The 25,392-nt window shown below is 72.2% G+C and carries 29 protein-coding genes, 1 tRNA gene and 1 pseudogene; 15 read left to right on the top strand and 16 right to left on the bottom strand.

What is annotated here, in order from left to right; all coding sequences use genetic code 11:
• Positions 1–80: 80 nt before the first annotated feature.
• The 3 genes from ACFWN1_RS02630 (at position 81) to ACFWN1_RS02620 (ending at position 2,303) form a co-directional block, all read left to right on the top strand.
• Positions 81–1,232, top strand: coding sequence for an acyl-CoA dehydrogenase family protein (locus ACFWN1_RS02630; RefSeq protein ID WP_384357469.1), 1,152 nt, complete (start codon positions 81–83; stop codon positions 1,230–1,232).
• 77 nt (positions 1,233–1,309) lie between these two features.
• A complete protein-coding gene (locus ACFWN1_RS02625) occupies positions 1,310–1,618 on the top strand; it encodes a YiaA/YiaB family inner membrane protein (protein ID WP_384357391.1) in 309 nt (102 codons plus the stop codon).
• Between the two features lie 61 nt (positions 1,619–1,679).
• Positions 1,680–2,303 carry a TetR/AcrR family transcriptional regulator gene (locus ACFWN1_RS02620; protein ID WP_384357389.1) on the top strand — a complete coding sequence of 208 codons (624 nt, stop codon included), beginning with the start codon at positions 1,680–1,682 and terminating at the stop codon, positions 2,301–2,303.
• 22 nt (positions 2,304–2,325) lie between these two features.
• Here ACFWN1_RS02620 and ACFWN1_RS02615 read toward each other — a convergent pair whose 3' ends face one another.
• Positions 2,326–2,787, bottom strand: a complete 462-nt coding sequence (locus tag ACFWN1_RS02615) for a MaoC family dehydratase (protein ID WP_384357387.1) — start codon at positions 2,785–2,787, stop codon at positions 2,326–2,328.
• A 106-nt stretch (positions 2,788–2,893) separates the two neighbouring features.
• On the opposite strand from ACFWN1_RS02615, the gene soxR reads away from it, so the two are divergent.
• Together soxR and ACFWN1_RS02605 are read left to right on the top strand one after the other, a co-directional pair.
• The gene (gene soxR, locus ACFWN1_RS02610) at positions 2,894–3,370 is read left to right on the top strand and encodes a redox-sensitive transcriptional activator SoxR (protein WP_384357385.1); all 477 of its coding nucleotides are present in this window, start codon (positions 2,894–2,896) and stop codon (positions 3,368–3,370) included.
• A 109-nt stretch (positions 3,371–3,479) separates the two neighbouring features.
• Positions 3,480–3,623 carry a hypothetical protein gene (locus ACFWN1_RS02605; protein ID WP_384357383.1) on the top strand — a complete coding sequence of 48 codons (144 nt, stop codon included), beginning with the start codon at positions 3,480–3,482 and terminating at the stop codon, positions 3,621–3,623.
• On the opposite strand, the gene ACFWN1_RS02600 is transcribed toward ACFWN1_RS02605, so the two are convergent.
• Both ACFWN1_RS02600 and ACFWN1_RS02595 read right to left on the bottom strand, forming a co-directional pair.
• On the bottom strand, positions 3,608–4,330 hold the full coding sequence (locus ACFWN1_RS02600) for a 3-keto-5-aminohexanoate cleavage protein (protein WP_384357381.1): 723 nt from the start codon (positions 4,328–4,330) through the stop codon (positions 3,608–3,610). The genes ACFWN1_RS02605 and ACFWN1_RS02600 overlap by 16 nt on opposite strands.
• 24 nt (positions 4,331–4,354) lie before the next feature.
• Positions 4,355–4,957, bottom strand: coding sequence for a hypothetical protein (locus ACFWN1_RS02595; protein WP_384357378.1), 603 nt, complete (start codon positions 4,955–4,957; stop codon positions 4,355–4,357).
• 256 nt (positions 4,958–5,213) lie between these two features.
• On the opposite strand from ACFWN1_RS02595, the gene ACFWN1_RS02590 reads away from it, so the two are divergent.
• The gene (locus ACFWN1_RS02590) at positions 5,214–8,006 is read left to right on the top strand and encodes a penicillin acylase family protein (protein WP_384357376.1); all 2,793 of its coding nucleotides are present in this window, start codon (positions 5,214–5,216) and stop codon (positions 8,004–8,006) included.
• 42 nt (positions 8,007–8,048) lie between these two features.
• Here ACFWN1_RS02590 and ACFWN1_RS02585 read toward each other — a convergent pair whose 3' ends face one another.
• Positions 8,049–9,290, bottom strand: a complete 1,242-nt coding sequence (locus tag ACFWN1_RS02585; protein ID WP_384357373.1) for an exo-beta-N-acetylmuramidase NamZ domain-containing protein — start codon at positions 9,288–9,290, stop codon at positions 8,049–8,051.
• Between the two features lie 186 nt (positions 9,291–9,476).
• Here ACFWN1_RS02585 and ACFWN1_RS02580 point away from each other — a divergent pair, with 186 nt between their 5' ends.
• The gene (locus tag ACFWN1_RS02580; RefSeq protein ID WP_384357371.1) at positions 9,477–10,247 is read left to right on the top strand and encodes an SDR family oxidoreductase; all 771 of its coding nucleotides are present in this window, start codon (positions 9,477–9,479) and stop codon (positions 10,245–10,247) included.
• A 113-nt stretch (positions 10,248–10,360) separates the two neighbouring features.
• On the top strand, positions 10,361–10,954 hold the full coding sequence (locus ACFWN1_RS02575) for a TetR/AcrR family transcriptional regulator (RefSeq protein ID WP_384357369.1): 594 nt from the start codon (positions 10,361–10,363) through the stop codon (positions 10,952–10,954).
• A gap of 52 nt (positions 10,955–11,006) precedes the next feature.
• Here ACFWN1_RS02575 and ACFWN1_RS02570 read toward each other — a convergent pair whose 3' ends face one another.
• Both ACFWN1_RS02570 and ACFWN1_RS02565 read right to left on the bottom strand, forming a co-directional pair.
• The gene (locus ACFWN1_RS02570; protein ID WP_384357367.1) at positions 11,007–12,221 is read right to left on the bottom strand and encodes an acyl-CoA dehydrogenase family protein; all 1,215 of its coding nucleotides are present in this window, start codon (positions 12,219–12,221) and stop codon (positions 11,007–11,009) included.
• Between the two features lie 6 nt (positions 12,222–12,227).
• The gene (locus ACFWN1_RS02565) at positions 12,228–13,250 is read right to left on the bottom strand and encodes a phosphotransferase family protein (protein WP_384357365.1); all 1,023 of its coding nucleotides are present in this window, start codon (positions 13,248–13,250) and stop codon (positions 12,228–12,230) included.
• Positions 13,251–13,430: 180 nt separating this feature from the next.
• Between ACFWN1_RS02565 and ACFWN1_RS02560 the strand changes: the two genes are divergently transcribed.
• Positions 13,431–14,387: an NADP-dependent oxidoreductase gene (locus ACFWN1_RS02560; RefSeq protein WP_384357363.1), complete on the top strand. Its 957-nt coding sequence runs from the start codon at positions 13,431–13,433 to the stop codon at positions 14,385–14,387.
• Positions 14,388–14,418: 31 nt separating this feature from the next.
• Here ACFWN1_RS02560 and ACFWN1_RS02555 read toward each other — a convergent pair whose 3' ends face one another.
• From ACFWN1_RS02555 to ACFWN1_RS02540, 4 genes are read right to left on the bottom strand one after another with little or no spacing between them, the layout of a single operon-like run.
• A complete protein-coding gene (locus ACFWN1_RS02555) occupies positions 14,419–14,742 on the bottom strand; it encodes a DUF202 domain-containing protein (RefSeq protein ID WP_384357361.1) in 324 nt (107 codons plus the stop codon).
• Positions 14,730–15,116, bottom strand: coding sequence for a YidH family protein (locus ACFWN1_RS02550; RefSeq protein ID WP_384357359.1), 387 nt, complete (start codon positions 15,114–15,116; stop codon positions 14,730–14,732). The genes ACFWN1_RS02555 and ACFWN1_RS02550 overlap by 13 nt, the downstream gene beginning before the upstream one ends.
• A gap of 21 nt (positions 15,117–15,137) precedes the next feature.
• Positions 15,138–15,659 (bottom strand): NUDIX domain-containing protein, encoded by a 522-nt coding sequence (locus ACFWN1_RS02545; RefSeq protein ID WP_384357357.1) that lies wholly within the window; start codon positions 15,657–15,659, stop codon positions 15,138–15,140.
• 34 nt (positions 15,660–15,693) lie between these two features.
• Positions 15,694–16,605, bottom strand: a complete 912-nt coding sequence (locus ACFWN1_RS02540) for a DMT family transporter (RefSeq protein WP_384357355.1) — start codon at positions 16,603–16,605, stop codon at positions 15,694–15,696.
• A 327-nt stretch (positions 16,606–16,932) separates the two neighbouring features.
• Here ACFWN1_RS02540 and ACFWN1_RS02535 point away from each other — a divergent pair, with 327 nt between their 5' ends.
• The 3 genes from ACFWN1_RS02535 to ACFWN1_RS02525 are packed head-to-tail and all read left to right on the top strand — an operon-like array spanning position 16,933 to position 19,313.
• Complete coding sequence (locus tag ACFWN1_RS02535) at positions 16,933–17,907, top strand: hypothetical protein (protein WP_384357467.1); 975 nt, start codon at positions 16,933–16,935, stop codon at positions 17,905–17,907.
• A 49-nt stretch (positions 17,908–17,956) separates the two neighbouring features.
• Positions 17,957–18,703 carry a molybdopterin-dependent oxidoreductase gene (locus tag ACFWN1_RS02530; protein ID WP_384357353.1) on the top strand — a complete coding sequence of 249 codons (747 nt, stop codon included), beginning with the start codon at positions 17,957–17,959 and terminating at the stop codon, positions 18,701–18,703.
• Positions 18,687–19,313 (top strand): cytochrome b/b6 domain-containing protein, encoded by a 627-nt coding sequence (locus ACFWN1_RS02525; protein ID WP_384357351.1) that lies wholly within the window; start codon positions 18,687–18,689, stop codon positions 19,311–19,313. The genes ACFWN1_RS02530 and ACFWN1_RS02525 overlap by 17 nt, the downstream gene beginning before the upstream one ends.
• 69 nt (positions 19,314–19,382) lie before the next feature.
• On the opposite strand, the pseudogene ACFWN1_RS02520 reads toward ACFWN1_RS02525, so the two are convergent.
• The 3 genes and pseudogenes from ACFWN1_RS02520 to ACFWN1_RS02510 all read right to left on the bottom strand — a co-directional run.
• Positions 19,383–19,493: pseudogene (locus tag ACFWN1_RS02520) on the bottom strand (gluconate 5-dehydrogenase); the annotation flags it as partial.
• A 67-nt stretch (positions 19,494–19,560) separates the two neighbouring features.
• Complete coding sequence (locus tag ACFWN1_RS02515) at positions 19,561–20,958, bottom strand: GntP family permease (RefSeq protein WP_384357349.1); 1,398 nt, start codon at positions 20,956–20,958, stop codon at positions 19,561–19,563.
• A 111-nt stretch (positions 20,959–21,069) separates the two neighbouring features.
• Complete coding sequence (locus ACFWN1_RS02510) at positions 21,070–21,588, bottom strand: gluconokinase (RefSeq protein WP_384357465.1); 519 nt, start codon at positions 21,586–21,588, stop codon at positions 21,070–21,072.
• A 141-nt stretch (positions 21,589–21,729) separates the two neighbouring features.
• Here ACFWN1_RS02510 and ACFWN1_RS02505 point away from each other — a divergent pair, with 141 nt between their 5' ends.
• The gene (locus tag ACFWN1_RS02505; protein ID WP_384357347.1) at positions 21,730–22,431 is read left to right on the top strand and encodes a FadR/GntR family transcriptional regulator; all 702 of its coding nucleotides are present in this window, start codon (positions 21,730–21,732) and stop codon (positions 22,429–22,431) included.
• A 3-nt stretch (positions 22,432–22,434) separates the two neighbouring features.
• On the opposite strand, the gene ACFWN1_RS02500 is transcribed toward ACFWN1_RS02505, so the two are convergent.
• From ACFWN1_RS02500 to ACFWN1_RS02490, 3 genes are all read right to left on the bottom strand, one after another.
• A complete protein-coding gene (locus ACFWN1_RS02500) occupies positions 22,435–22,848 on the bottom strand; it encodes a YchJ family protein (RefSeq protein WP_384357345.1) in 414 nt (137 codons plus the stop codon).
• Between the two features lie 34 nt (positions 22,849–22,882).
• On the bottom strand, positions 22,883–23,068 hold the full coding sequence (locus tag ACFWN1_RS02495; RefSeq protein ID WP_384357343.1) for a hypothetical protein: 186 nt from the start codon (positions 23,066–23,068) through the stop codon (positions 22,883–22,885).
• A gap of 295 nt (positions 23,069–23,363) precedes the next feature.
• A tRNA-Leu gene (locus ACFWN1_RS02490) sits at positions 23,364–23,451 on the bottom strand.
• Positions 23,452–23,639: 188 nt separating this feature from the next.
• On the opposite strand from ACFWN1_RS02490, the gene ACFWN1_RS02485 reads away from it, so the two are divergent.
• Together ACFWN1_RS02485 and chpH are read left to right on the top strand one after the other, a co-directional pair.
• Positions 23,640–24,965, top strand: coding sequence for a M20/M25/M40 family metallo-hydrolase (locus ACFWN1_RS02485; protein ID WP_384357341.1), 1,326 nt, complete (start codon positions 23,640–23,642; stop codon positions 24,963–24,965).
• Between the two features lie 147 nt (positions 24,966–25,112).
• A complete protein-coding gene (gene chpH / locus ACFWN1_RS02480) occupies positions 25,113–25,346 on the top strand; it encodes a chaplin ChpH (RefSeq protein ID WP_350903157.1) in 234 nt (77 codons plus the stop codon).
• The last annotated feature ends 46 nt before the right edge of the window (positions 25,347–25,392 follow it).

Raw genomic sequence — 25,392 nt, 5'->3', positions numbered from 1 at the left:
GAAACTAGCAGTGCTAATTTAAAGGTACGTCTTTCAGGGGCCTCACGCATTCCCGCGAGGCCGTGTGGGGTGATCGCGTGGTGGACCTGGGCCTGAGCGAGGAGCAAGCGGCCGTACGGCAGCTGGCCCGTGACTTCGTGGCGCGCGAGATCGCCCCGAACGCGACGGCCTGGGACCGCGCCGAGGAGGTCGACCGGGGCATCGTGAAGAAGCTCGGCGAGGTCGGCTTCCTGGGTCTGACCATCGACGAGGAGTACGGCGGTTCCGGCGGCGACCATCTCGCGTACTGCCTGGTCACCGAGGAACTGGGGCGCGGCGACTCCTCGGTGCGCGGGATCGTCTCCGTCTCCCTCGGCCTGGTCGCCAAGTCCGTCGCGGGCTGGGGGAGCGAGGAGCAGAAGCGGCGGTGGCTGCCGGGGCTGACCTCCGGCGAGCTGATCGGCTGCTTCGGCCTCACCGAGCCCGGCACCGGCTCCGACGCGGGCAGCCTCACCACGCGGGCGGTGCGCGAGGGCGACGAGTACGTGCTCAGCGGCACCAAGATGTTCATCACCAACGGCACCTGGGCCGACGTCGTCCTGCTCTTCGCCCGCTCCACCGACGCCCCCGGCCACAAGGGCGTCTCCGCCTTCCTCGTCCCTACGGACACCCCGGGCCTCACCCGCCGCACCATCCACGGCAAGCTCGGCCTGCGCGGCCAGGCCACCGCCGAACTCGTGCTGGAGGACGTCCGGGTGCCCGCCTCCGCGCTGGTCGGCGCCGAGGGCAAGGGCTTCTCCGTCGCCATGTCCGCCCTCGCCAAGGGCCGGATGTCGGTCGCCGCGGGCTGTGTCGGCATAGCCCAGGCCGCCCTCGACGCGGCCGTCCGGTACGCCGGTGAGCGCGAGCAGTTCGGCACCTCCATCGCCCGGCACCAGCTCGTCCAGGAGCTGATCAGCGACATCGCGGTGGACGTGGACGCCGCCCGGCTGCTGACCTGGCGGGTCGCCGACCTGGTCGACCGGGGCGAGCCGTTCGCCACCGAGTCCTCCAAGGCCAAGCTGTTCGCCTCCGAGGCCGCCGTGCGCGCCGCCTCCAACGCCCTCCAGGTGTTCGGGGGTTACGGCTACATCGACGAGTACCCGGTAGGCAAGCTGCTGCGCGACGCCCGCGTGATGACCCTCTACGAGGGCACGACCCAGATCCAGAAGCCGCTGATCGGCCGCGCGCTGACCGGCGTCTCGGCGTTCTGAAGCCCCGTGTCCCCTGAGTACCCGTACTGAGTACGCCGGCGGATGTGGACCGCGCCGCGTCCGCCGACACTCGTTCCATGAGCGACACACCCGTCAAGCAGCAGAGCACGGCCGCCTTCCACGGGCAGGCCGTCGCCTCCTTCGCCGTCGCCATGTCGGCCACCGCGATCGGCATCTACCGGCTGGACGCCAACGCCTGGGTGCGCGGCTTCCTCGCCATCGCCGTCCTCTACCTCGTCACCTCCGCCTTCACCCTCGCCAAGGTGATCCGGGACAGACAGGAGGCGGAGGAGATCGTCAGCAGAGTCGACCAGGCCCGCGTGGAGGAGCTCCTGACCGCGCACGACCCGTACCGGAAGAACCCCGGCCCCCAGCAGCACCGCTAAGCGGGCGCTCACCTTCGGCGGTATGGTGGTGCTCCTGTCACCGAAGAGGGGCGAGCGAGCGATGAGTACGGCGGAGGAGACGGTCGGCGGCGATGCCGACGCGTGGGCCCAGGTCACCCCGGACGCGGCCCGGCGGCTGCTCGTCGCCGCCGTGGAGGCCTTCGCCGAGCGCGGCTACCACGCCACCACCACCCGCGACATCGCGGGCCGCGCCGGGATGAGCCCGGCCGCGCTCTACATCCACTACAAGACCAAGGAAGAGCTGCTCCACCGGATCAGCCGCATCGGTCACGACAAGGCGCTCGGCATCCTGCGCACCGCCGCGCGCGGCGAGGGCACCGCCGCCGAGCGGCTCGCGGACGGGGTCAGCTCCTTCGTCCGCTGGCACGCGGGGCGCCGCACCACCGCACGCGTCGTGCAGTACGAACTGGACGCGCTCGGTCCCGGCGCCCGCGCCGAGATCGTCGCGCTGCGCCGCCAGGTGGACGCCGAGGTGCGCGGGATCATCGAGGACGGCGTCGCCGCCGGCGAGTTCGACGTGCCCGACGTCCAGGGCACCACCCTCGCCGTCCTGTCGCTCTGCATCGACGTGGCCCGCTGGTTCAACGTGGACGGCCCGCGCACCCCCGAGCAGGTCGGCGACCTGTACGCGGGCCTCGTCCTGCGGATGGTCGGGGCGGGCTGACCCCGACGCCCGCGTACCGGGATCAGAAGTAGTACCGGGACACCGATTCCGCCACGCACACCGGCTTGTCGCCGCCCTCGCGCTCCACGGTGAAGGCGACCGACACCTGGACGCCGCCCGTCACGTCCTCCACGCCGGTGATGACCGCCGTGGCGCGCAGCCGGGAGCCGACCGGCACCGGCGCGGGGAAGCGGACCTTGTTGGTGCCGTAGTTGACACCCATCTTCACGCCCTCGACCGCGATGAGCCGCGGTCCGAAGAGGGGGAGCAGGGAGAGGGTGAGATAGCCGTGCGCGATCGTGGTGCCGAAGGGGCCCGCGGCCGCCTTCTCCGGGTCCACGTGAATCCACTGGTGGTCGCCGGTGGCCTCCGCGAACAGGTCGATCCGCTTCTGGTCGACCTCCAGCCAGTCGGTGTGGCCGAGCTGCTCGCCTACGGCCGCCTTCAGCTCGTCGGGGGAGTGGAAGGTCCTCGGTTCTGCCATGATCCCGGCCTCTCGCGTCGTAGGTCTAAGCAACTGCTTAGCATGGTGGGGTGGGGGGTGCCTGTCAACGGCTCGCCCCGCGTGGCGGGTCGGTAGGGTCGGGACGGTGCCCCAGCTTCCCGAGAAGATCCACGAGCTGACCGTAGGCCAGCTGTCCGCGCGCAGCGGCGCGGCCGTCTCCGCCCTGCACTTCTACGAGTCCAAGGGTCTGATCAGCAGCAGCCGTACCTCCGGCAACCAGCGCCGCTACTCCCGCGACACCCTGCGCCGGGTCGCCTTCGTACGCGCCGCCCAGCGGGTCGGCATCCCGCTCGCCACCATCCGCGAGGCCCTCGCCGAGCTGCCGGAGGAGCGCACCCCGACCCGCGCGGACTGGGCCCGGCTCTCCGAGGCGTGGCGCTCGGAGCTGGACGACCGGATCAACCAGCTCAACCGGCTGCGCGACCACCTCACCGACTGCATCGGCTGCGGCTGCCTCTCCCTGGCCACCTGCGTCCTGTCGAACCCGGACGACGTCTTCGGCGAGCGCGGGGTCGGGTCCCGGCTGATGCGGGAGGACCGGGGGCCGCGCGCGCACCCCTGAACTCACGGCCGCGCTCGCGGAGATCGACGTGGCGTTCAAGGCGAGGCGAGCCGCGCCGAGTTCGGCTGCGCCCGCCGCCGCTGCTCCGCCGGGGATGCGGCGTATCTGCGTGACCCCGACTCCCGACTCCCGTGTCCCGTCCCGTGTCCCGGCCGAGCCGGCGAGCCGGTTCCTGTACAAGGGCTCGCACCGCACCGCCCTCCTCGCGCTGCCGTACGACACCCGCTGGAACGACCCCTACCGGTCCCGCTGAGCCCCGTGCTCCACCAGCCCAGCTGCCACCAACCGGGCGTTGGAGAGCGCGCGTTGGCCGTCGGGCAGGAACAGGGTGTCCTCCAGGCCGATGCGCGTCGCCAGGCCCAGTCGTCCCGCCAGGCGCAGTACCGGCCATGCGCTCCCGTCCTCGCCATGCAGCAGGACGGGACGGCCGTGCGCCGGGCCGAGTTCGGTCAGCAGGGTGTGCGCCGACGCCTCGGCGGTGGCCGGGGCGGTGTCCGTCACCTCGGCCAGCACCCGGAGTACGCGCGGGCCCAGCGGCGAGAGCGCGAAGCGCGCGGCGCCCTCGGTGCCGAACCAGATGCCCGCGTCCACGCCGACGCCCCGCGCGAGCAGCAGCTCCGCCAGTTCCTCGGCGCCCGGCTCATGCCAGTTGACCGAGGCGAAGTCCGGCAGCACCGACCAGGACCGCACCCGCTCCAGCCGCTCGGCCGGACCGGGCTCGGCCCAGGCGCCGGTGGTCACCCCGACCGGCACCGCGGCCCGCCTGCGCAGCGCCTCGACCACGGGCCCGACGACCCGTGCGGACAGGCTCTCCCGTCCGCACGGCGTCCGGGGGTGCACATGCACCTCCGTGGCCCCGGCGGCGACGGCCTCCGCAGCCGACCGCGCCGACTCGTCCGGCGTCAGCGGGACTCGCGCCCCGTCCGCCGCCGTTCTGCTCCCGTTCAGACAGACCTGCACCGGGCCATGGTGCCCCACGTCCGGTCAGGCCGACATCAGCAGCCGCTCCCGCCGGGCCGAGGCCAGCGCGCCGTCGGTGAGCACCGGAGGCGGCACCAGGATGCCGCAGTCCGCGCACACCGGTCCGGCGGACGGCTCGTGGTCCAGGCCGTGACTCCACACCAGCCGCTCGCCGTCGCACACCGGGCACACGGACCCCGGCTGCCGCTCAAGGGCGCTGATCAGCCGGTGCAGTACGTCGGCCAGCGGCTCACGGGGGTGCAGCCGCGGGTCGTCGCACCAGGCGACACCGAAGCCGCCCCAGGTCTTCCGGTGCCAGTCGTCGACACTGCCCGGCCTGCGCAGGCCGTCGTACTTCTCCTTCTTCCGGCGCTCCGCGAAATCCGCCTCATAGTTGAGCCACACCGCGCGCGCCTGCTCCAGCTCCACCAGCGCGGCCACGAGCCGCGCCGGGTCCGGAGAGCGGTCCTCCGGGCCGAAACCGGCCCGCCCGCTCAGATGGTCCCAGGTCGCCCGGTGCCCGTACGGAGCGAACCGCTCCAGGCACTTGCGCAGTGAGTAGCGCCGCAGCGCCAGATCGCTTCGCGGATCGCGCACCTGTCTCGCCAGACTTCGGAATCCGGCCATCGCCCTGCACCTCCGTCACACCTGTGTCCGCTCTTCGGTCACCTCGGCGTCGCCGTACGGCTGTCGCGCGACGTCGCCGGATAGACGTGTCGCGGGCCGATCCGGCTCCATCCGCTCTCCGGTGCCCTCCCGTGACGCGCTCCGTCCCGACCGCCGGGCACCGGCCCGAGTGGCCGCCGAACTTGACGCATGTTCATCTTCACTCTCCGGGATACCGGCGGTAACGTCCGGCCCGTCCCCGTCGGGAGGAGCTGCCATGCCACGGCGCACCCCACGTAACGTGTTGTCCGACAGACTCAGAACTCCTCGCACTCTCTCCGGGTTCCTGAAGACGGCCTCGATATGCGTCCTGATCGCGGGTTGTCTCTCACCGCTCGGTCAGGCGGCGGCCGCCAGCAGCGCTCCCACCGCGACGAACGACTACTGTTCCGGCCAGTGTTCGGACATCCTTCCGCCGGGTGAGAACGGCCATGCCACCCTGGCGCAGATCCTGCTCAACCAGGCTTTCGGCACCCAGCCGGCGCACGCCGAGGACCAACTCGGCCCGTACGCCAATCTGGCCACCGGCCATCCCGGCCTGACCGACGCGAAGATCAACAACTTTTTCGACGACGCCTCCTTCGGCGTCCCCGCCGGCCAGGTCGCCTCCACCGAGAAGCCCGCCGGACGCACCGACGTCACGATCGTCCGGGACAAGAGGACCGGGGTGCCCCACATCACCGGCACCACCCGCTACGGCACCGAGTTCGGCGCAGGATACGCGGCCGGGCAGGACCGGCTCTGGCTGATGGACGTGTTCCGGCACGTGGGCCGGGGCCAGTTGACCGGCTTCGCCGGCGGCGCCCCCGCCAACCAGGGCCTGGAGCAGGAGTTCTACCGCCAGGCCCCCTACACCGAGGCCGACCTCCAGGCGCAGATCGACGGCGCCGTGGCCCGTAACGGCGAGCGCGGACAGCAGGCCCTCGCCGATGTCACCGCCTACCTGGACGGCATCAACGCCTATATCGACGCCTCCGACAGCGGCCGTTACTTCCCCGGCGAGTACGTCCTCACCGGCCACAAGGACTCCATCACCAACGCCGGCACCATCGACCACTTCAAGGTCACCGACCTGGTGGCGCTCGCCTCGGTCATCGGCACCCTGTTCGGCTCCGGCGGGGGCGGCGAGGTGAACAACGCCCTCTCCCTGATCGCCGCCCAGTCCAGGTACGGCGTCGAGGAGGGCACCCGGGTCTGGGAGTCCTTCCGGGAGCGGAACGACCCCGAGGCCGTCCTCACCCTCCACGACGGACAGCGCTTCCCGTACGCCGGCCGCCCCGAAAGCCCCAGGGGCCGCGCCCTGCCCGACGCCGGCTCGGTCACCCAGGAGCCGCTGGTCCACGACCGCACCGGCAGCGCGGGCACCGCGAGCGCCAGGAACTCCTCCACCGCCGCCGCCAAGAACACCCTCAGCTCCGCCCGGCGCGGCATGTCCAACGCCCTGGTGGTCAGCGGCAAGCACACCGCGAGCGGCCGGCCGGTCGCCGTCTTCGGCCCGCAGACCGGCTACTTCGCACCCCAGCTCCTGATGCTCCAGGAGATCCAGGGCCCCGGCATCAGCGCCCGCGGCGCCTCCTTCGCAGGCCTGAGCATGTACGTCGAACTCGGCCGCGGCCCGGACTACTCCTGGAGCGCCACCACCTCCGGCCAGGACATCATCGACACCTACGCCGTCGAGCTGTGCCAGGACGACCACCACTACCTCTACCGGGGCACCTGCACCGCGATGGAGCAGGTCGAGCGGAAGAACGCCTGGAAGCCCACCGTGGCCGACGGCACCGCCGCCGGTTCGTACACGATGCGCGTGTGGCGGACCAAGTACGGGCCGGTGCAGTACCGGGCGACCGTCGGCGGCAGACAGGTCGCCTACACCACCCTGCGCTCCTCCTACCTGCACGAGGCCGACTCCATCATCGGCTTCCAGCTGCTGAACGACCCCGGCTACGTCAAGGGCCCCGAGGACTTCCAGAGGGCCGCCCAGCACATCAACTTCACCTTCAACTGGTTCTACGCCGACTCCGCGCACACCGCGTACTACAACAGCGGCGACAACCCGGTGCGTGCCGACGGCGTCGACGCCGAGTTCCCGGTGTGGGCCCAGCCGGCTTACGAGTGGCGGAACTGGGACCCGGCCGCCAACACCGCCGACCACACCCCGGCGAGCGCCCACCCCAACTCGGTCGACCAGGACTACTACGTCTCCTGGAACAACAAGCAGGCCGAGGCGTACAGCGCCGCTCCCTGGGGCGAGGGCTCGGTGCACCGGGGCGACCTCCTGGAGGACCGGGTGAGCAAGCTGGTCGCGCGGGGCGGGGTCACCCGGGCCAGGCTGGTGCAGGCCATGGCGGACGCGGCCCTGGCCGACCTGCGCGCCGAGGACGTGCTGCCGAAGCTGCTGGAGGTCGTCGACTCCGCCCCGGTGAGCGACCCGGCGACAGCGGCGGCCGCGACCAGGCTCCAGACCTGGCTGGACGCGGGTGCCAGGCGCACGGAGACGTCGGCGGGGTCGAAGAAGTACGCCGACGCCGACGCGATCCGCGTCCTGGACGCCTGGTGGCCGCTGCTGGTGAGGGCCGAGTTCGAACCCGGCCTGGGGAGTGACCTGTACGGCGCCTTCACCGCCGACCTCCCCGTGGACGAGGCACCGTCCGCCGCACACGGCCCGACCGGCTCGCACGCCGGAAGCTCCTTCCAGTACGGCTGGTGGAGCTATGTCGACAAGGACATACGGGCGGTGCTCGGCGAACCCGTACAGGGCGGTCTCGCCCGGAAGTACTGCGGTGACGGCAGCCTCTCCGCCTGCCGGGACGCCCTGCTCGGCACGCTGAAGCAGGCCGCCGGGCTCACCGCCGCCCAGGTCTACCCGGGCGACGACCTCTGCGCGGCCGGGGACCAGTGGTGCGCCGACTCGATCCAGCAGCGCACCCTCGGCGGCATCAAGCACGGCAACATCAGCTGGCAGAACCGGCCGACCTACCAGCAGGTCGTGGAGTACACCTCGCACCGCTGACGGCCCCGACGCGGCGGCTCCCCGCGCAGGGGGCCGCCGCGCTCAGCGGTAGATCAGGTACCTCGCCCGCACCCGGCGGAACGCCGCCAGCTCCCCGTGCCAGGCAGCCGCCACCTCGTCCGCCCCGGCGCCGGCGTCGATCATCGTGCGCACCTTCTCCGAACCGGTGAGCCTGTCGATCCAGTTGTCCGGCCGCCACGCGAACCCGTCCCACACCCGCCGTGCCGTCACCAGCAGCGCCACCCCGGTCAGCACCGGGTCGAAGGCCGCCGGATCGTGCACATGGAGCTGCACCCCGCCCACCGTCCTCCCCTGGAACTTGGAGAACGTCGGCGCGAAGTACGCCTCCCGGAACCGCACACCCGGCAGCCTCTCCTGGTTCGCCGCCTCCGCCCAGCGCCCGTCGACGCCCTCCGCGCCCAGGAGTTCGAAGGGGCGCGTGGTGCCCCGGCCCTCGGAGAGGTTGGTGCCCTCGAACAGACCGGTCCCGGAGTACACCAGGGCGGTGTCCGGGGTCGGCATGTTCGGGCTCGGCGGCACCCAGGGCAGAGCGCAGTCGCCGAAGAACATCCCGCGCCGCCAGCCCGTCATCGTCACCGTCTCCAGCGGCACCGGCCTGTCCAGGAACTCCCCGTTGAACAGCCGGGCCAGCTCCGCCACCGTCATCCCGTGCGCCTGCGCGACCGGCCGCCGGCCGGCGAACGTGGCGAACTCCTCGTGCAGCACCGGCCCCAGCGCCGCCCGCCCGGTCACCGGATTCGGCCGGTCCAGCACCACGAACCGCTTCCCCGCGAGCGCCGCCGCCTCCATGCAGTCGTACAGCGTCCAGATGTACGTGTAGAAGCGGGCGCCCGCGTCCTGGATGTCGAAGACGACCGTGTCCACCCCGGAGGCGGTGAAGACGTCGGCGAGCGCCTGGCCGCTCTTCAGATACGTGTCGTACACCGGCAGCCCGGTCGCCGGATCGTCGTACCGCCCCTCCGAGCCGCCCGCCTGGGCGGTGCCCCGGAAGCCGTGCTCGGGGCCGAACACGGCGGTCAGCTTCACCCGGGGGTCGGCGTGCATCACGTCCACGATGTGCCGGACGTCGCGGGTGATCCCGGTCGGGTTGGTGACGATCCCCGCCGTCCGGCCGGCCAGCGGGGCGTAGCCGTCGGCGGCCAGCCGCTCGAACCCGGTGCGCACCCCGCGCCCTCCACCCGCGTCCGAGGCCGGGGCCGGGATCGCGGCCCCGAGCCCGGCGGTGGCGGTGGTGGCGATCAGGCTCCGTCTGGACAGCGTCATACGAGGACCTCCCTGAGCGCGGCGGGTGCCATGACCACGGGGACGCTAGCGCCTGGCGGCCCGCCAGGGAACGCGCCGGACCGGGGGCCCTCGGCGATTCCGCTTCCCTCCGGCATACCGACTGGTTAGTCTGGCGCCGCGGCGGCCGGACCGCCGCACACAGCCACAGCTCGAAGGAGGCCGCCGGTGGAAGCCGTGCAGGACGCCGGAGTCGTCGTCACCGGGGCGGGCGGAGGGATCGGGGCCGCGCTGGCCCGGCGGTTCGCCGCCGAGGGCGCCAGGGTCGTCGTCAACGACCTCGACGCCGGCAAGGCCGAGGCGGTGGCCGAGGAGATCGGCGCCACGGCCGTGCCCGGCGACGCCTCCGGCATCGTCGCCGAGGCCCGCGCGGCACTCGGCGGCACCATCGACGTGTACTGCGCCAACGCCGGCGTCGCCTTCGAGGACGGCACCCCCGGCGGCCCGCTGGACGAGCGCTCCTGGGCGGCGTCCTGGGACGTCAACGTGATGGCCCATGTCCGCGCCGCCCACGACCTGCTGCCCGACTGGCTGGAGAGGGGCGGTGGCCGGTTCGTCTCCACGGTCTCCGCCGCCGGACTGCTCACCATGATCGGCGCGCCCTCCTACAGCGTCACCAAGCACGGCGCGCTGGCCTTCGCCGAGTGGCTGTCCCTCACCTACCGCCACCGGGGCGTCAGGGTGCACGCGATCTGCCCGCAGGGCGTGCGCACCGACATGCTGGCCGCCACCGGCAGCGCGGGCGACCTGGTGCTCCAGCCGACCGCGATCGAACCGGCCGCGGTCGCGGACGCGCTCTTCGCGGGGATGGCCGAGGACCGCTTCCTGGTCCTGCCGCACCCCGAGGTGGGCGAGTACTACCAGGCCCGCGCCGCCCACCCGGACAAGTGGCTGGGCGGCATGAACCGGCTCCAGCGCGCCTGGGAGGACGCCCGCTGACCCGGCCCCGGCCACCCTCGCCCGCCGGGGGGTGGGAAGATCCTCCGGCGGGGACGCGTTCCCCCGCCGGGTGACGACAGTCGGCGGAGACGACGGAAAGGCAGGTGGCGGCAGTGCCCAGAACCACGGACGGAGACGCCACGCCCGTCCCGCGGCGGCTGCTGGACGCCGCGACCCGCCTCTTCGCCGACCAGGGCTACGACCGCACCTCGGTGCAGGAGATCGTCGAGGCCGCCGGAGTCACCAAGGGCGCGCTCTACCACTACTTCGGTTCCAAGGACGACCTCCTGCACGAGGTATACGCGCGGGTACTGCGCCTCCAGCAGGACCGCCTGGACGCCTTCGCGGACGCCGACGAGCCGGTGGAGAAGCGGGTACGGGACGCGGCCGCCGACGTCGTCGTCACCACCATCGAGAACCTCGACGACGCGATGATCTTCTTCCGGTCTATGCACCACCTCAGCCCGGAGAAGAACAAGCAGGTCCGCGCCGAACGCCGCCGTTACCACGAACGGTTCCGCGCGCTCATCGAGGAGGGCCAGCGCGCGGGCGTGTTCTCCACCGCCACCCCGGCCGACCTGATCGTGGACTACCACTTCGGCTCGGTCCACCACCTCTCCACCTGGTACCGCCCCGAAGGCCCGCTCGCCCCGCGGCAGGTCGCCGACCACCTCGCCGACCTCCTGCTGCGCGCCCTGCGCCCCTGACGGCACGCGTAAGGGGCGCCGGCATGGGCAGGCGCCCCTTACCACCGCATCCCTACAGGTACTTCTTCAGCTCCCGCCGGGCCAGCGAGCGCTGGTGCACCTCGTCCGGGCCGTCCGCCAGCATCAGCGTGCGCGCACCCGCGTACAGGTCGGCCAGCGGGAAGTCCTGGCTCACCCCGCCCGCGCCGTGCAGCTGGATCGCCCGGTCCAGGATCTCCACCACCGCGCGCGGAGTGGCGATCTTGATGGCCTGGATCTCGGTGTGCGCGCCCCGGTTGCCGGCGGTGTCCATCAGCCAGGCCGTCTTCAGCACCAGCAGCCTCAGCTGCTCCACCGTCACCCGCGCGTCCGCGATCCAGTTCTGCACCACACCCTGCCGCGCCAGCGGCTTGCCGAACGCGGTACGGGACACCGCCCGCCGGCACATCAGCTCGATGGCCCGCTCGGCCATGCCGATCAGCCGCATGCAGTGGTGGATGCGCCCCGGACCCAGCCGGGCCTGCGCGATGGCGAAACCGCCGCCCTCCTCGCCCACCAGGCTGGCCACCGGCACGCGCGCGTGGTCGAAGACGACCTCCGCGTGCCCGCCGTGCGAGTGGTCCTCGTACCCGAAGACCCGCATGGCCCGCCGCACGGTCACCCCGGGCGTGTCACGCGGGACCAGCACCATCGACTGCTGACGGCGCAGGTCCACGCCGTCCGGGTCGGTCTTGCCCATCACGATGAAGATCCGGCAGTCCGGGTTCATCGCCCCGGAGATGTACCACTTGCGCCCCGTGATGACGTACTGGTCACCGTCCCGCTCGATGCGCGTGGTGATGTTGGTGGCGTCCGAGGAGGCCACCTCCGGCTCGGTCATGGCGAACGCCGACCGGATCTCCCCGGCCAGCAGCGGCTCCAGCCACTGCTTCCGCTGCTCGTCGGTGCCGAACTGCGCCAGCACCTCCATGTTCCCGGTGTCCGGCGCCGCGCAGTTCAGCGCGGTCGGCGCCAGCTGCGGGGACCGGCCGGTGATCTCGGCCAGCGGCGCGTACTGGAGGTTGGTCAGCCCGGCCCCGTACTCGGCGTCGGGCAGGAAGAGGTTCCACAGGCCCTGCCTGCGTGCCTCGGCCTTCAGCTCGTCCACCACCGCCGGGGTGTCCCAGGGTGAGGCCAGCAGCGCCCGCTGCTCCTCGGCGGTCTGCTCCGCCGGGTACACGTAGGTGTCCATGAAGGCGAGGAGCCGGGTGCGGAGTTCCTCGGTGCGCGCGTCGAACGCGAAGTCCATCTGCTCTCAGCCTTCCTGAAGAGTGGTCAGTCCGTGCTCGATGAAGACGGGCACCAGGTCCCCGATGCGGTCGAAGCCGCGTCCCACCGTCTGGCCGAGGGTGTACCGGTAGTGGATGCCCTCCAGGATCACGGCGAGCTTGAACCAGGCGAACGCCGTGTACCAGTCCACGTCCGAGACATCGCGCCCGGAGCGCTCCGCGTACCGCTCGATCAGCTCGGCGGGCTTCGGGTGGCCGGGGGCCTCGGCGGTGGTGGAGACGGGGGAGTGGGTCATTCCGAGCGGCCGGCTGTACATCACCAGCAGGCCGAGGTCCGTGAGCGGGTCGCCCAGCGTCGACATCTCCCAGTCGAGGACGGCCTCGATCCGGTCGCCCTCGCCGATCAGCACGTTGTCCAGGCGGTAGTCGCCGTGCACCACGGCCGGGGCCGGGGAGGCGGGCAGCGAGCGGCCGAGGGCCGTGTGCAGCTCGTCCACACCCGCCAGTTCGCGGTTGCGGGAGGCGTCCAGCTGCTTGCCCCAGCGGCGCAGCTGGCGGTCCAGGAACCCCTCGGGCCGGCCGAAGTCCGCGAGGCCCACCTCGGCGGGGTCCACCGCGTGCAGCTCGACCAGGGTGTCCACCAGCGACAGCACCGCGTTGCGGGTACGCTCCGGGCCGATCGGCAGGAGCTGGTCCGCCGTGCGGTACGGGGTGCCCTCGACGAACTCCATCACGTAGAACGGCGCGCCCAGCACCTCGTCGTCCTCGCACAGCAGCACCGGCCGGGGGACCGGCACCCGGGTGGGGTGCAGGGCGCTGATCACCCGGTGCTCGCGCCGCATGTCGTGCGCGGTGGCCAGCACATGGCCCAGCGGGGGCCGTCGGACCACCCAGCGGGAGGTGCCGTCCGAGACGGCGTAGGTGAGGTTCGACCGTCCGCCCTCGATCAGCCTGCCGGACAGCGGGCCGGTCACCAGGCCGGGGCGCACACGGTCGAGCAGCGCGCGCAGCCGGTCGGGATCGAGTCCGGGCGGGTGGTCGGCACTCATACAGCACTCCTACGAACGGGTGAACAGGAACCCATCACATGATGCCGACCGGTCGGTATGCCGTCCAGTGTGTTCACGGTGACCGTGCCGGGACAAGACCGGGTGCGCGCACACCGGGAACCGCCCATATCGTGGCACAGGGGGTCGCGTGGCGGCTGAACACCCAGGAGGGTCCAGATCATGAAGGCCATCAGCTACCGCCGCTACGGCGGCCCCGAGGTGCTGGAGTACGGCGAGCTGCCCGAGCCGAAGGTCGGACCCGACCAGGTGCTGGTCCGGGTGCGCGCGGCCGCGGTCAACCCGGTCGACTGGAAGTGCCGCGAGGGATATCTCGACCCGATCCTGAACACCGTCTTCCCCGTCATCACCGGCTGGGACGTCAGCGGCGTCGTGGTCCGCTCCGGCCCCTCCGTCACCGAGTACGCGGAAGGGGACGAGGTGATGGGGTACGTACGCGAGGACCTGCTGTCGCTCGGCACCTTCGCCGAGTACGTCGCCGCCCCCGTACGCACCCTCGCCCGCAAGCCCGCCGCGACGTCCTTCGAGGAGGCCGCCGGGCTGCCGCTCGCCGGCCTGACCGCCTACCAGGTCCTTGTGCGGATCCTCAAGGTCAGGCACGGTGACACCGTGCTCATCCACGCCGCCGCCGGCGGGGTCGGCTCCCTCGGCGTGCAGCTCGCCGCCCACCTCGGGGCCCGCGTCATCGGCAGCGCGAGCGAGCGCAACCACGCCTTCGTACGCGCCCTCGGCGGCGAACCCGTCAGCTACGGCGAGGGCCTGGCCGAGCGGGTCCGCGGGATCGCCCCCGAGGGGGTGGACGCGGTCCTCGACACCGTCGGCGGCGAGACCCTGAAGCTCTCCGCCCAGCTCCTCGTCCCCGGCGGCCGCCTCGCCTCCATCGCCGACCCGGCCGTCACCGACTACGGCGGCCGCTACTGGTTCGTCCGCCCCGACCCCGAGGACCTCACCGAGCTGGCCCGGCTGGCCGGCCAGGGAGCCGTCTCCGTCCACGTCGACAGGACGTTCCCGCTGGAGCACACCGCCGAGGCCCAGCGGCTCAGCCAGGAGGGCCGCACCCGGGGCAAGATCGTCGTCACGGTGAGCGGGGACGACGACCAGGGCCCGCCCTCTGGATGACGGCCGGGTCCCGCCTTCCGGTTGAGTCCCGCTAGGCCACCAGCACCGCCGCGCACACCGCCAGCGCCATCGCGCACCCCGTCGCGGCCCAGGCCAGGCGCGGGGACAGCGCGGCCGGTACCGCGCTCCGCGCCAGGGCCCGGATGCGCAGATGGGCCAGCGCGAGGAAGGCCAGCCAGCACGCACAGCACAGCAGTACCAGCACCGCCCCGGTGAGCGGACCCGTGGCGCGCACCGCGGCCCGCACGGCCAGCACCGCGGTCACCGTGCCCGACAGGGTCGTACGCCGCCACGCCAGCCGGGTGCGCTGCGGCTGGAGCCCCAGGTCCCCGGCCGGAGCCGTCATCCCGCCCATCCGGCCAGCACCACCACGACCATCGCCACGGCCACCACCGCCACCAGCAGGCTCAGCACCGCCGGGAACCGCGACACCGGCAGATCCTCGCCCCGCCGCATCGCCTGCTCGCAGCGCATCCAGTGGTGCACCGCGCGCAGCGCGCACAGCACCCCGCCGCCCAGCAGCGCCAGCGCCACCCGCCACGCCCAGCGCAGCTGCGGCAGGAACTGGTCCACCGCGAAACCGCCGCCGATCAGCGCCAGCGCGGTCCGCAGCCACGCCAGAAAGGTCCGCTCGTTGGCCAGCGAGAACCGGTAGTCCGGGGTGGTGCCCTGCTCCCGCACCCGCTCGGGTTCGAACCAGAGCCGGACGTTGCGTACGAATTCGCTCACCCGCCGGACCCTACCGGCGCCTCACCCCGCCGCCCGGAAGGCCCTCAGCCGCTCGTACGCGGCCATGCCGTCCGGCACCCACTCCCACTCGGGAAGCCGCGCCGCGACCTCCTCGTCGGTGAGGAAGGCATGCCACTGCACCTCCTCCGCCTGCGGGCGCACCGGCAGGTCGCAGCGCACCTCGTACACCGCCGACCACCAGCCGAGCCCTGCCTCACCCCCGTCCTGGTAGAGGAACTTGAAGAGGAAGGCCGGCTCGGGCAGCCCGCTCACCCCCAGCTCCTCCTCCGCCTCGCGCAGCGCCGCCTCGTCGTAGGACTCGCCCGCGCCCACCACCCCGCCCACGAACAGGTCGTACAGCGCGGGGAAGACCAGCTTGGTCGCGGTGCGCCGGTGCACGAAGAGGCGGCCCTGCGCGTCGCGGACCTGGATGAAGACGCAGCGGTGGCGCAGCCCCTCGGCGTACGCCTGGCCGCGCGGGGCCTGAGTGACGACACGGTCGTGCTCGTCCACGATGTCGAGGATCTCGTCGGCGGGGTTCATGCCCGCCATCCAAGCAGCCCCGGCCGCCGGCGGCTCAGTTCCGCTGGAGATCCCGCACCGGCCGCTCCTCGGCCGTGCCGCACGGCATCGCCGGGTGCAGCCCCAGCAGCACGATGCCCGCGACGACCGCCGCGAGCCCGGCCGCCTCCCAGGCCAGCGCCCCGGTGCCGGTGTGCAGCCGGTCGCCCAGGAAGCCCACCCCGCACAGGATGCCCGCGAGCGGCTGGGCGGCCGTCAGCGCGGGCAGCGACATCCGCAGCGGCGCCGCCTCGAACGCGCTCTGCACCAGCAGCAGCCCGGTCACCCCGAGCGCCAGTACCGCGTACGGATGCCCGCCGGTGAACAGCTCCGTGAAGCCGCCCTCCCGGAAGCGGATGCCGCTCACCCGGGTCAGCGCGTCCTGCACGCCGTAGAGAAGCCCGGCGGCCGTCGCCAGCAGCACCGGGCTCCAGGAGATCCGTGAGCGTTTCGCCCAGCCGGCCAGCGCCAGTGCCACCCCCACCATCACGCCGAGGATCAGCCAGTGCCGCACCGGGTCGGTGACCGCGGTGCCGCCGCGCGGACGGCCCGCCAGGATGAACGTGCTCACCCCGCCCGCCAGCAGCACCAGACCGGCCCAGCCCTGCCGGCCCAGCGGCTGGCCGGTCTGCCGCCGGGACAGGGCGAGCGCGAACAGCAGATTGGTGGCGAGCAGCGGCTCGACCAGCGAGATCTCACCGTTGCCGAGCGCCACCGCGCCCAGCGCCATGCCCGCCACCATCAGTGCCGTACCGCCCAGCCAGCGCGGCACCCGCATCAGGTCCAGCAGCAGCCGGAAGGAGAGGAAGTCGCCGGGGGGCGCGTTCCGCGCCACGTTCTGCTGAAGCACGAACCCGAACCCCAGGCACGCCGCGGCACTCACGGCGAGGAGGAGAACCAGAACGGACACGCTGCGTACCTCGATCATCGGCCGGGCCACGATTGCGTAGTGGTCGACTGTAACGCCCCTCGCGGACGGCACTGTGGAGAGTGCCCTGAAGTGAGCACGTTTCGGGTGAAACGTCCTTCATGTTCCGTCCCCCGGCCGCCCGGCGCCATGGCGTACGCCACACGCGGCGCCTCCCGGACCTGCCTACCCGGCCCCGACCTGGGCACCCGTACCCCAAGTTCCCCAGCAGACGCGGTGGTTGAACCGAGCAACACCCTGATTCCGCTTGACGCAAACCGAGGCGGGGAGTTTGCTGTGAGTGATCGGCCGATGGCAGCCCGAAAAACAGGAAGTCCTGCGGTGCCCCTGACCCCGCCCCCGCCCGTCACCGACCGGGCCCCCTCGGACCCGCCCGGCGGCACCGCCCCCGCGCACTCCGGCACCTTCGACGCCGCCCTGGGCGACGCCGAACTCCTCTCCGCGCGCGCCGCCCTGGCCCAGGGACGCTGGCAGTCCGCCCGCTCCCTGCTGCCGCACACCGGCGACGACTGGGACCGCCGGGGCCACCGCGTCACCGTGCTCGCCGCCGAACCCGGCGCCCACACCGCGGCCGGGCGGTGGCTGCTCGCCGAACCCGGCTCCGCCGACGCGGCCACCCTGCTCGCCCTGGCCCTGGTCCACCGCGCCCTGCGCGGCCAGGAGGACCCCGAGCACGCCCGCGCCTCCTGCCACACCGCCGCCGGACTCGCCCCCGCCGACCCCACCCCCTGGCTCGGCCTGCTCCTGCTGACCCGCGCCGACGGCCCCGCGCCGGAGCCGACGGCCGTCTTCAAGGAACTGCGCGCCCGCCACCCCGAGCACCACCACGCCCACCATCTGCTCATCGCCGGCCTCGCCGAACGCCCGCCCGGCGGGCGCGAGTCCCACGAGGCTTACGACGCCGCCGAACGGGCCGCCGCCGAGGCCCCCGCCGACTCCCCGCTCGCCGTCCTCCCGGTCGTCGCCCGCGCCGAACGCCACCGCGTCCTCGCTGCCGCCGGCCTCGCCCCGGCCGTCCCCGGCCCCGCCCCCTGCGCCCACTGGACCGGCCCCCGGGCCCGCCGGGTGCTGCGCGCAGCCTTCGACTGGTGGCTGGAGTGGGAGCACGACGAACACCCCAGACGGCACATCGACCTCAACCACCTCGCCTTCGCCATGTCCGCGGCCGGCCGCGGCGCCGAGGCCGCGGCCCTCTTCCACCGCATCGGCCCGCACGTCACCCCCGCCCCCTGGTCCTACACCAACCAGGACCCCTGGACCGCCTTCCACCAGGCCCGCGCCCACGCCCTCGCCACCGGCTGATCCCCGGCGACACTGGCCCCGAAGCCCCCGGACGTGCTCGAATGACGACGTGACCCCCGACGACCCGGACCGGCAGACCGCCGATCCCGACACCCACGGCAAGCCCATCGGCCGCCGCCTCTTCCTGGGCACCCTCGGCCTCGGCGCGCTCGGTGTCGCCACCGCGCCCTGGCTGCAACGCGGCGCGGAGAGCGTGCTCGGCGCCCTCTCCGGCCAGGACCCCACCGGACTGAGCGGACTGCTCCCCAACGGCGGCGGCTTCCGCTACTACTCCGTCGCCGCGTCCGTCCCTCACAAGGGCCCCGCCGACTACCGGCTCACCGTGGACGGCCTCGTCGACCACCCCCGCGCCTACACCCTCGCCGACCTGCGCGCCCTGCCCCGCACCCGGCTGACCAGGGACGTCCAGTGCGTCACCGGCTGGCGGGTGCCCGGAACCCCCTTCGAGGGCGTCCGCCTCGCCACCCTGCTCGACGCGGCCGGCGTACGCCCCACCGCGAAGGCCATCCGCTTCACCTGCTTCGACGGCACCTACACCGAGAGCCTCACCCTCGACCAGGCCCGCCGCCCCGACGTCCTGGTCGCGCTGCGCATGCAGGGCAAGGACATCGGCCACGACCACGGCGGCCCCGTCCGCCTCTACGTCGCCCCGATGTACTTCTACAAGTCGGCCAAGTGGCTCTCCGGCATCACCGTCAGCGACCATGTCCAGCCCGGCTACTGGGAGAGACTCGGCTACGACGTCGACGCCTGGGTCGGCCGCTCGAACGGACGGACCGATGACCCTACGAGCTGACACCCCGGCCCCGCCGAGCGCCCGCGTCCGCCGCTTCACCCCGGCCGAGCGCTGGGTCCACCGCACGAGCGCCGCCCTCATGGCCGTCTGCGTGGCGACGGCCGCCTGCCTCTACGTGCCCCAGCTCGCCGTCCTGGTCGGCCGCCGCGAACTCGTCGTACGTATCCACGAATGGGCCGGACTCGCGCTGCCGGCGCCCGTGCTGCTGGGCCTGGTCTCCCGCGCGTTCCGCGCCGACCTGGGCGCGCTCAACCGGTTCGGCCCGCACGACCGGCGCTGGCTGCGTGCCGCCCTGCGCCGGGACCGGCGGTACGCGGAGCGCCCCGCGGGCAAGTTCAACGCCGGGCAGAAGGTCTACACGGCGTGGATCGCCGGAGCCGTGCTGGTGATGCTCGGCACCGGCCTGATGATGTGGTTCACCCATCTCACCCCGCTGCTGTGGCGCACCTCGGCCACCTTCGTGCACGACTGGCTGGCCCTCACCGTCGGCGTGGTCCTCGCCGGACACATCGGCAAGGCCCTCGGCGACCCGGAGGCCCGGCGGGGACTGCGTACCGGCACCGTGAGCCGGAAGTGGGCGGAGCGGGAACACCCGCTGTGGCGGCCCTGAGCCCGCTCGTCACGGCGCCGTCGACGCGGAGCGCCTGGCCGGCGGCGGGGGAGACCCTCGGCGCGGCCCCAGCGAGCGGTGCCGGTCGGAGTCGGTGAACTCCGGCAGCGGCTCCCGCGTCAGCGTCCCCGCGTCGTCGACCAGGACGCCCAGCGGGCCCACCCGCTCCTCGATCCCGGCCCGGCGATCCCGCCGCCGACGTCGAGGAGGGGGTGAGCCCTCAGCGCGGTAGCGCTCCTAGACCCTCCTAGACCACCAGGGACAGCAGGAGGACCAGGCCGCCGGCGACCACCGAGATGATGGTCTCCATCACCGACCAGGTCTTCACCGTCTGGCCGACGCTCAGGCCGAAGTACTCCTTGACCAGCCAGAAGCCCGCGTCGTTCACATGGCTGAAGAAGAGCGAACCGGCACCGATGGCCAGCACCAGCAGGGCCGTGTGTGCCGTCGACATGTCAGCCGCGAGCGGCGCGACCAGACCGGCCGCCGAGACCGTGGCCACCGTCGCCGAACCGGTCGCCAGCCGGATCGCCACCGCGATCAGCCAGGCCAGCAGCAGCGCCGGGATCGACCAGTCCTTGGAGACGTCCAGGATCATCTGGCCCACACCGCAGTCGATCAGCGTCTGCTTGAAGCCACCGCCCGCGCCGACGATCAGCAGGATGCCCGCGATCGGCATCAGGCCCTGCTCGACGGTCTGCTGGAGCCGGCCCTTGGTGAAGCCCGCGGGCCGGCCCAGCGTGAAGAAGCCGACGAGCACCGCGACGAGCAGCGCGATCAGCGGGGAGCCGACCACGTCGAAGACCCGCTGCGTCATGTTCGCCGGGTCGTCGATGACGATGTCCACCAGGGCCTTCGTCAGCATCAGCGCCACCGGCAGCAGCACCGTGGCCAGCGTGGCACCGAAGCCCGGACGACGCTCCAGGCTCTCCGACGCGCGCTCCGGGATCATCCGGTCCGGCGCCTGGACGTCCACCCAGCGGGCGGCCACCTTCGAGAACAGCGGACCGGCGATGATCACGGTCGGAATGGCGACCACGATGCCGAGCGCCAGGGTCACCCCCAGGTTCGCCTTCACCGCGTCGATCGCGACCAGCGGGCCGGGGTGCGGCGGGATCAGACCGTGCATCACGGACAGGCCGGCCAGCGCCGGGATGCCGATCCGCATCAGCGAGTAGTTGCCGCGCCGGGCGACCATCAGCACCACCGGGATCAGCAGCACGATGCCGACCTCGAAGAACAGCGGCAGACCGATCACGGACGCGATGAGCACCATGGCCCACGGCATCGCACGGCCGCCCGCCCTGGCGAGGATCGTGTCGACGATCTGGTCCGCGCCGCCGGAGTCGGCGAGCAGCTTGCCGAGGATCGCACCCAGCGCGATCAGCACACCGACACCGGCGACCGTACTCCCCAGGCCGGTCGTGAAACTCACGATCGCCTTGTCGAGCGGCGCACCGGCCACCGCGCCCAGCACCAGCGAACCGATGGTCAGGGCCAGAAAGGGGTGGAGCTTGAACTTGGTGATGAGAAGAACGATGACGGCGATGCCCGCCAGGACGGCTATGCCCAACTGGGTGTGGCCGGCCGAGGTGATCGGCTGGACGGTGTCCGCTGCCAGCATCTCGACGCTGAGTCTGGTCACGGGGTTTCCTTGCGATTACGGGGATTCGGGGGACATGAGGGGGAGTGCAGAAAGAGGGGTACTGCGGCGCCGCGGTACTGGTAGCGCGGCAGGGGACTACGCGGAGAGGGACTACGCGGAGGCGGCGCCGAACGCGGCCAGAGCCTCGGCCGCCCGCTCGGTGATCTCCTCGGGGGACCCGCCGACGTCGACGGCGACACCCGCCTCGTCGGCCTGGAGCGGCTGGAGCGTGGCGAACTGCGAGTCCAGCAGCGCGGTCGGCATGAAGTGATCCTGCCGACGGGACATCCGGCTCTCGATGAGTTCCCGGCTGCCCGTCAGGTGCACGAACACCACTCCGGGAGCCTCGGCCCGCAGCCGGTCGCGGTACGACCGCTTCAGCGCCGAGCTGCTCACCACCCCGCCGAGCCCCGCCCGGCCGTGCGCCCAGCGCCCGATGGCATCGAGCCACGGCCACCGGTCGGCGTCCTCCAGAGGGGTCCCCGCCGACATCTTGTCGATGTTGGCCTGCGGGTGGAAGTCGTCGCCCTCGGCGTACGGAACGCCCAGCCGGGCGGCGAGCAAGGGACCGATCGTGGTCTTGCCCGTCCCGGCGACGCCCATCACGACGACGACCTGGGGGCTGCGCATGACTGCCTCGCTGTCTTCCTCGACGTCGACGCCGTACTCCGGCGTCGCCACACTGAAACCCATTAGGTATGACAAATTCAAGTGCGTGTGACATATAAGTCTGACTATTTACGGCTGTGATCCAGGCCGTACGCTGAGTGCATGAGCACACCGGGCCGGGGGCTGCACGGCCGCGTACTGGACACCCTCGGCCCCGCGATCACGGCGGGCGCGTACCCGCCGGGCAGTGTGCTACGCACCGACGAACTCGCCCAGCGCTTCGACGTGTCCCGCTCCGTCATGCGCGAGGCGGTGCGCGTACTGGAGTCCATGCACCTGGTCGCCTCCCGCCGCCGCGTCGGCGTCACGGTCCGCCCCAAGCACGAGTGGAACGTCTACGATCCGCAGGTCATCCGCTGGCGCCTCGCGGGCGCCGACCGCCCGCACCAGCTGCGCTCGCTGACCGTGCTGCGGTCCGCGATCGAACCCGTAGCGGCCGGCCTCACCGCCCGCAACGCCACCGCCGAGCAGTGCGCCGAACTCACCGCGTGCGCGCTCGGCATGGTCGCCAACTCACGCGGCCACAAGCTGGAGCAGTACCTGATCCACGACATCGCCTTCCACCGGATCATCCTCACGGCGTCCGGCAACGAGATGTTCGCCCGCCTCGGGGACGTGGTCGCCGAGGTCCTCGCGGGCCGCACCCAGCACGACGTGATGTTCGCCGACCCCGACCCGCCGGCGGTCACCCTGCACGTCCGCGTCGCCGAGGCCGTCCGCGCCGGTGACAGCGCCCGCGCGGAGGAACTGACCCGGGAGATCACGGTGGGCGCGCTCCAGGAACTGGACATCCTGGTGCCGTAGGTCTCAGTCTTCGGGGAACTCCCCGTCGGCATACACCCACGCCCCGTCCACCCGCTCGAACCGGCTCCGCTCATACAGCGAACCACCGCGGTAGGACGCCCGGAACGTCACGGTCCCCGTGGAATGGAAGGCGGACCCGCCCTCGGTCTCCAGGATCTCCAGCCCCGTCCACCGCATCCCCGGATCGAACTCCAACTGGCCGGGCCGCGTCCGCGGATGCCAGGTCCGCCCCAGATACTCCACGTCCCCCACGACGAACGCGCTGTACCGCGAGCGCATCAACGCCTCCGCACTCGACGCGGCAGCCGCCCCCGCGTGGAACCGCCCACAACAGTCGGCGTAACCGCTCGGCAGCCCACATGGGCAGGCGGCGGAAGCGGTGTTACGGGAAGGCGTACGAGAGGTGCGACGAGCCATGTGCGCCATTGTGCCGGACGGTGCCCGTACCTCATCAGTCCAGGGACGCCAACGCGCTCGCCACCAGAGACCGCGCCGCAGCTCCCCGCGCGGCACCCTGGGACAGCCGCTCGAAGGCTCGGGCGTACAGCTCGACTCGGCAGGGCTGCGTGAGGGTGGAAGCAGCGTCCCACGTGTCCGCGTGCACTCTGGTGTCGTCGAAGATCGTGAAGGTGGGCATCGGCCACACGGCCCGTCGCCCGGAGCACGGGAGGATGCCCACGGCCCCCGGGTGAGTGCAAGCGATGTCGTGGCCGAGCTGTTCTGCAGGTCGTCGCCCTCGGAGGAGCGTCAGCCCTCGGCCGAAGAGTCTGCTGCCCAGACGGCTGAGAGTTGCGGCCCGTTCGGGAGCGGGTGCGGTGGTGCTGCCGAGCGGGGTGGTTCGGCGGACATCGGCCCCCATGGGTGGATGGGTCCCACCTGCAGACTCGGGGGTAGGAAAAGCAGAAAACCCCGCACGGAGCGGGGTCTGTCGCTGGTGTCCGAGGGGGGACTTGAACCCCCACGCCCGATAAAGGGCACTAGCACCTCAAGCTAGCGCGTCTGCCATTCCGCCACCCGGACAAGGTGTCTGACGTGCGGGGTGTTCCCCGCAGCGACGAAGGAAACATTACCAGGCTTTCCAGGGCGTCCGATCACCCCCCGGTCCAGGCCCCCGCTGTGTGAACGGCCTGTGGCGGGGTGGACGGGAACGGGCCGGGCGGGGGGAGGATGGGGGTGACCCACGAGCAGTGACAGCGGGAGGAAGCAGCGTGAGTGAGACGGACACGGCCAAGGGCGTCACCGGTGAGGACGAGGTCGTGGACCTCTGCCGCGAACTGATCCGGTTCGACACCAGCAACTTCGGCGACCACTCAGGACCCGGCGAGCGCGCCGCCGCCGAGTACGTCGCCGGGAAGCTCGCCGAGGTCGGCCTGGAGCCGAAGATCTTCGAGTCGCATCCGGGGCGCGCCTCCACGGTCGCCCGTATCGAGGGCGAGGACCCGTCCCGGCCGGCCCTGCTGATCCACGGCCACCTGGACGTCGTTCCGGCCAACGCGGACGACTGGACCCACGACCCCTTCTCCGGCGAGATCGCCGACGGGTGCGTATGGGGGCGCGGGGCCGTCGACATGAAGGACATGGACGCGATGACCCTCGCGGTCGTCCGCGACCGGCTGCGCAGCGGGCGCAAGCCCCCCCGCGACATCGTCGTCGCCTTCCTCGCCGACGAGGAGGCGGGCGGCACCTACGGCGCCCGGTACCTGGTCGACAACCACCCCGAGCTGTTCGAGGGTGTCACGGAGGCGATCAGCGAGGTCGGCGGCTTCTCCTTCACGGTGAACGAGCAGCGCAGGCTCTATCTGATCCAGACGGCCGAGAAGGGCATCCACTGGATGAAGCTGACCGTGGCCGGCACCGCCGGGCACGGCTCGATGATCCACCGCGACAACGCCATCACCGAGCTGTCCGAGGCCGTTGCCCGCGTCGGCCGCCACAAGTTCCCGGTACGGGTCACCAAGACCACCCGCGCCTTCCTGGACGAACTCGGCGACGCGCTCGGCACCGAACTCGACCCCGAGGACATGGAGTCGACCCTCACCAGGCTGGGCGGCATCGCCAAGCTCATCGGCGCCACTCTCAGCAACACCGCCAACCCCACGCAGCTGAATGCCGGTTACAAGGTCAACGTCATCCCCGGCGAGGCCACCGCGCACATCGACGGCCGCTTCCTGCCGGGCCACGAGGAGGAGTTCCTCACCGACCTCGACCGGCTGCTCGGCCCGAACGTGCGCCGCTCGGACGTCCATGCGGACAAGGCTGTCGAGACCAGTTTCGACGGAGCCCTCGTGGAGGCCATGCAGTCCGCGCTGCTGGCCGAGGACCCGATCGCGCGTGCGGTGCCGTACATGCTCTCCGGCGGCACGGACGCCAAGTCGTTCGACGACCTCGGCATCCGGGGCTTCGGCTTCGCGCCGCTCAAGCTGCCGCCGGACCTGGACTTCGCCGGGATGTTCCACGGCGTGGACGAGCGAGTGCCGGTGGACGGGCTCCAGTTCGGCGTACGGGTGCTGGACCGGTTCATCGACGCCTCCTGAAGCCCCCGGTCAGGGGTAATCAGGCAGGCGTACGAGACCGACTGAGAAGAGTGAATGCGCCGATAAGCTCGTAGCCCGATTACTTCCTCCTCGTTACCCGTGATGTGACCCCGCACCTTGGGGCCGCGTTTCCAACTAGGAGGAACAATGATCAAGAAGGTCGTCGCTGCCGCGGTTGCCACCGGTGGACTCGTTCTCGCGGGCGCGGGCATCGCCGCCGCCGACGCGGGTGCCAGCGGTGCGGCCGTCGGTTCGCCCGGTGTCCTGTCCGGCAATGTCGTCCAGGTACCGGTGCACGTTCCGGTGAACGTCTGCGGCAACACGGTCAACGTGATCGGGCTCCTGAACCCCGCCTTCGGCAACACCTGCGTCAACGACTGACGTCAGCAGTTCGAGGGGCGTTCTCAGCGAACCGTCGGCCCCGGAG

Source organism: Streptomyces sp. NPDC058459, assembly GCF_042721685.1.
Lineage (GTDB): Bacteria > Actinomycetota > Actinomycetes > Streptomycetales > Streptomycetaceae > Streptomyces.
The sequence above is the reverse complement of the archived record's forward strand: the minus strand, read 5'-3'. Positions and strand labels throughout refer to the sequence as shown.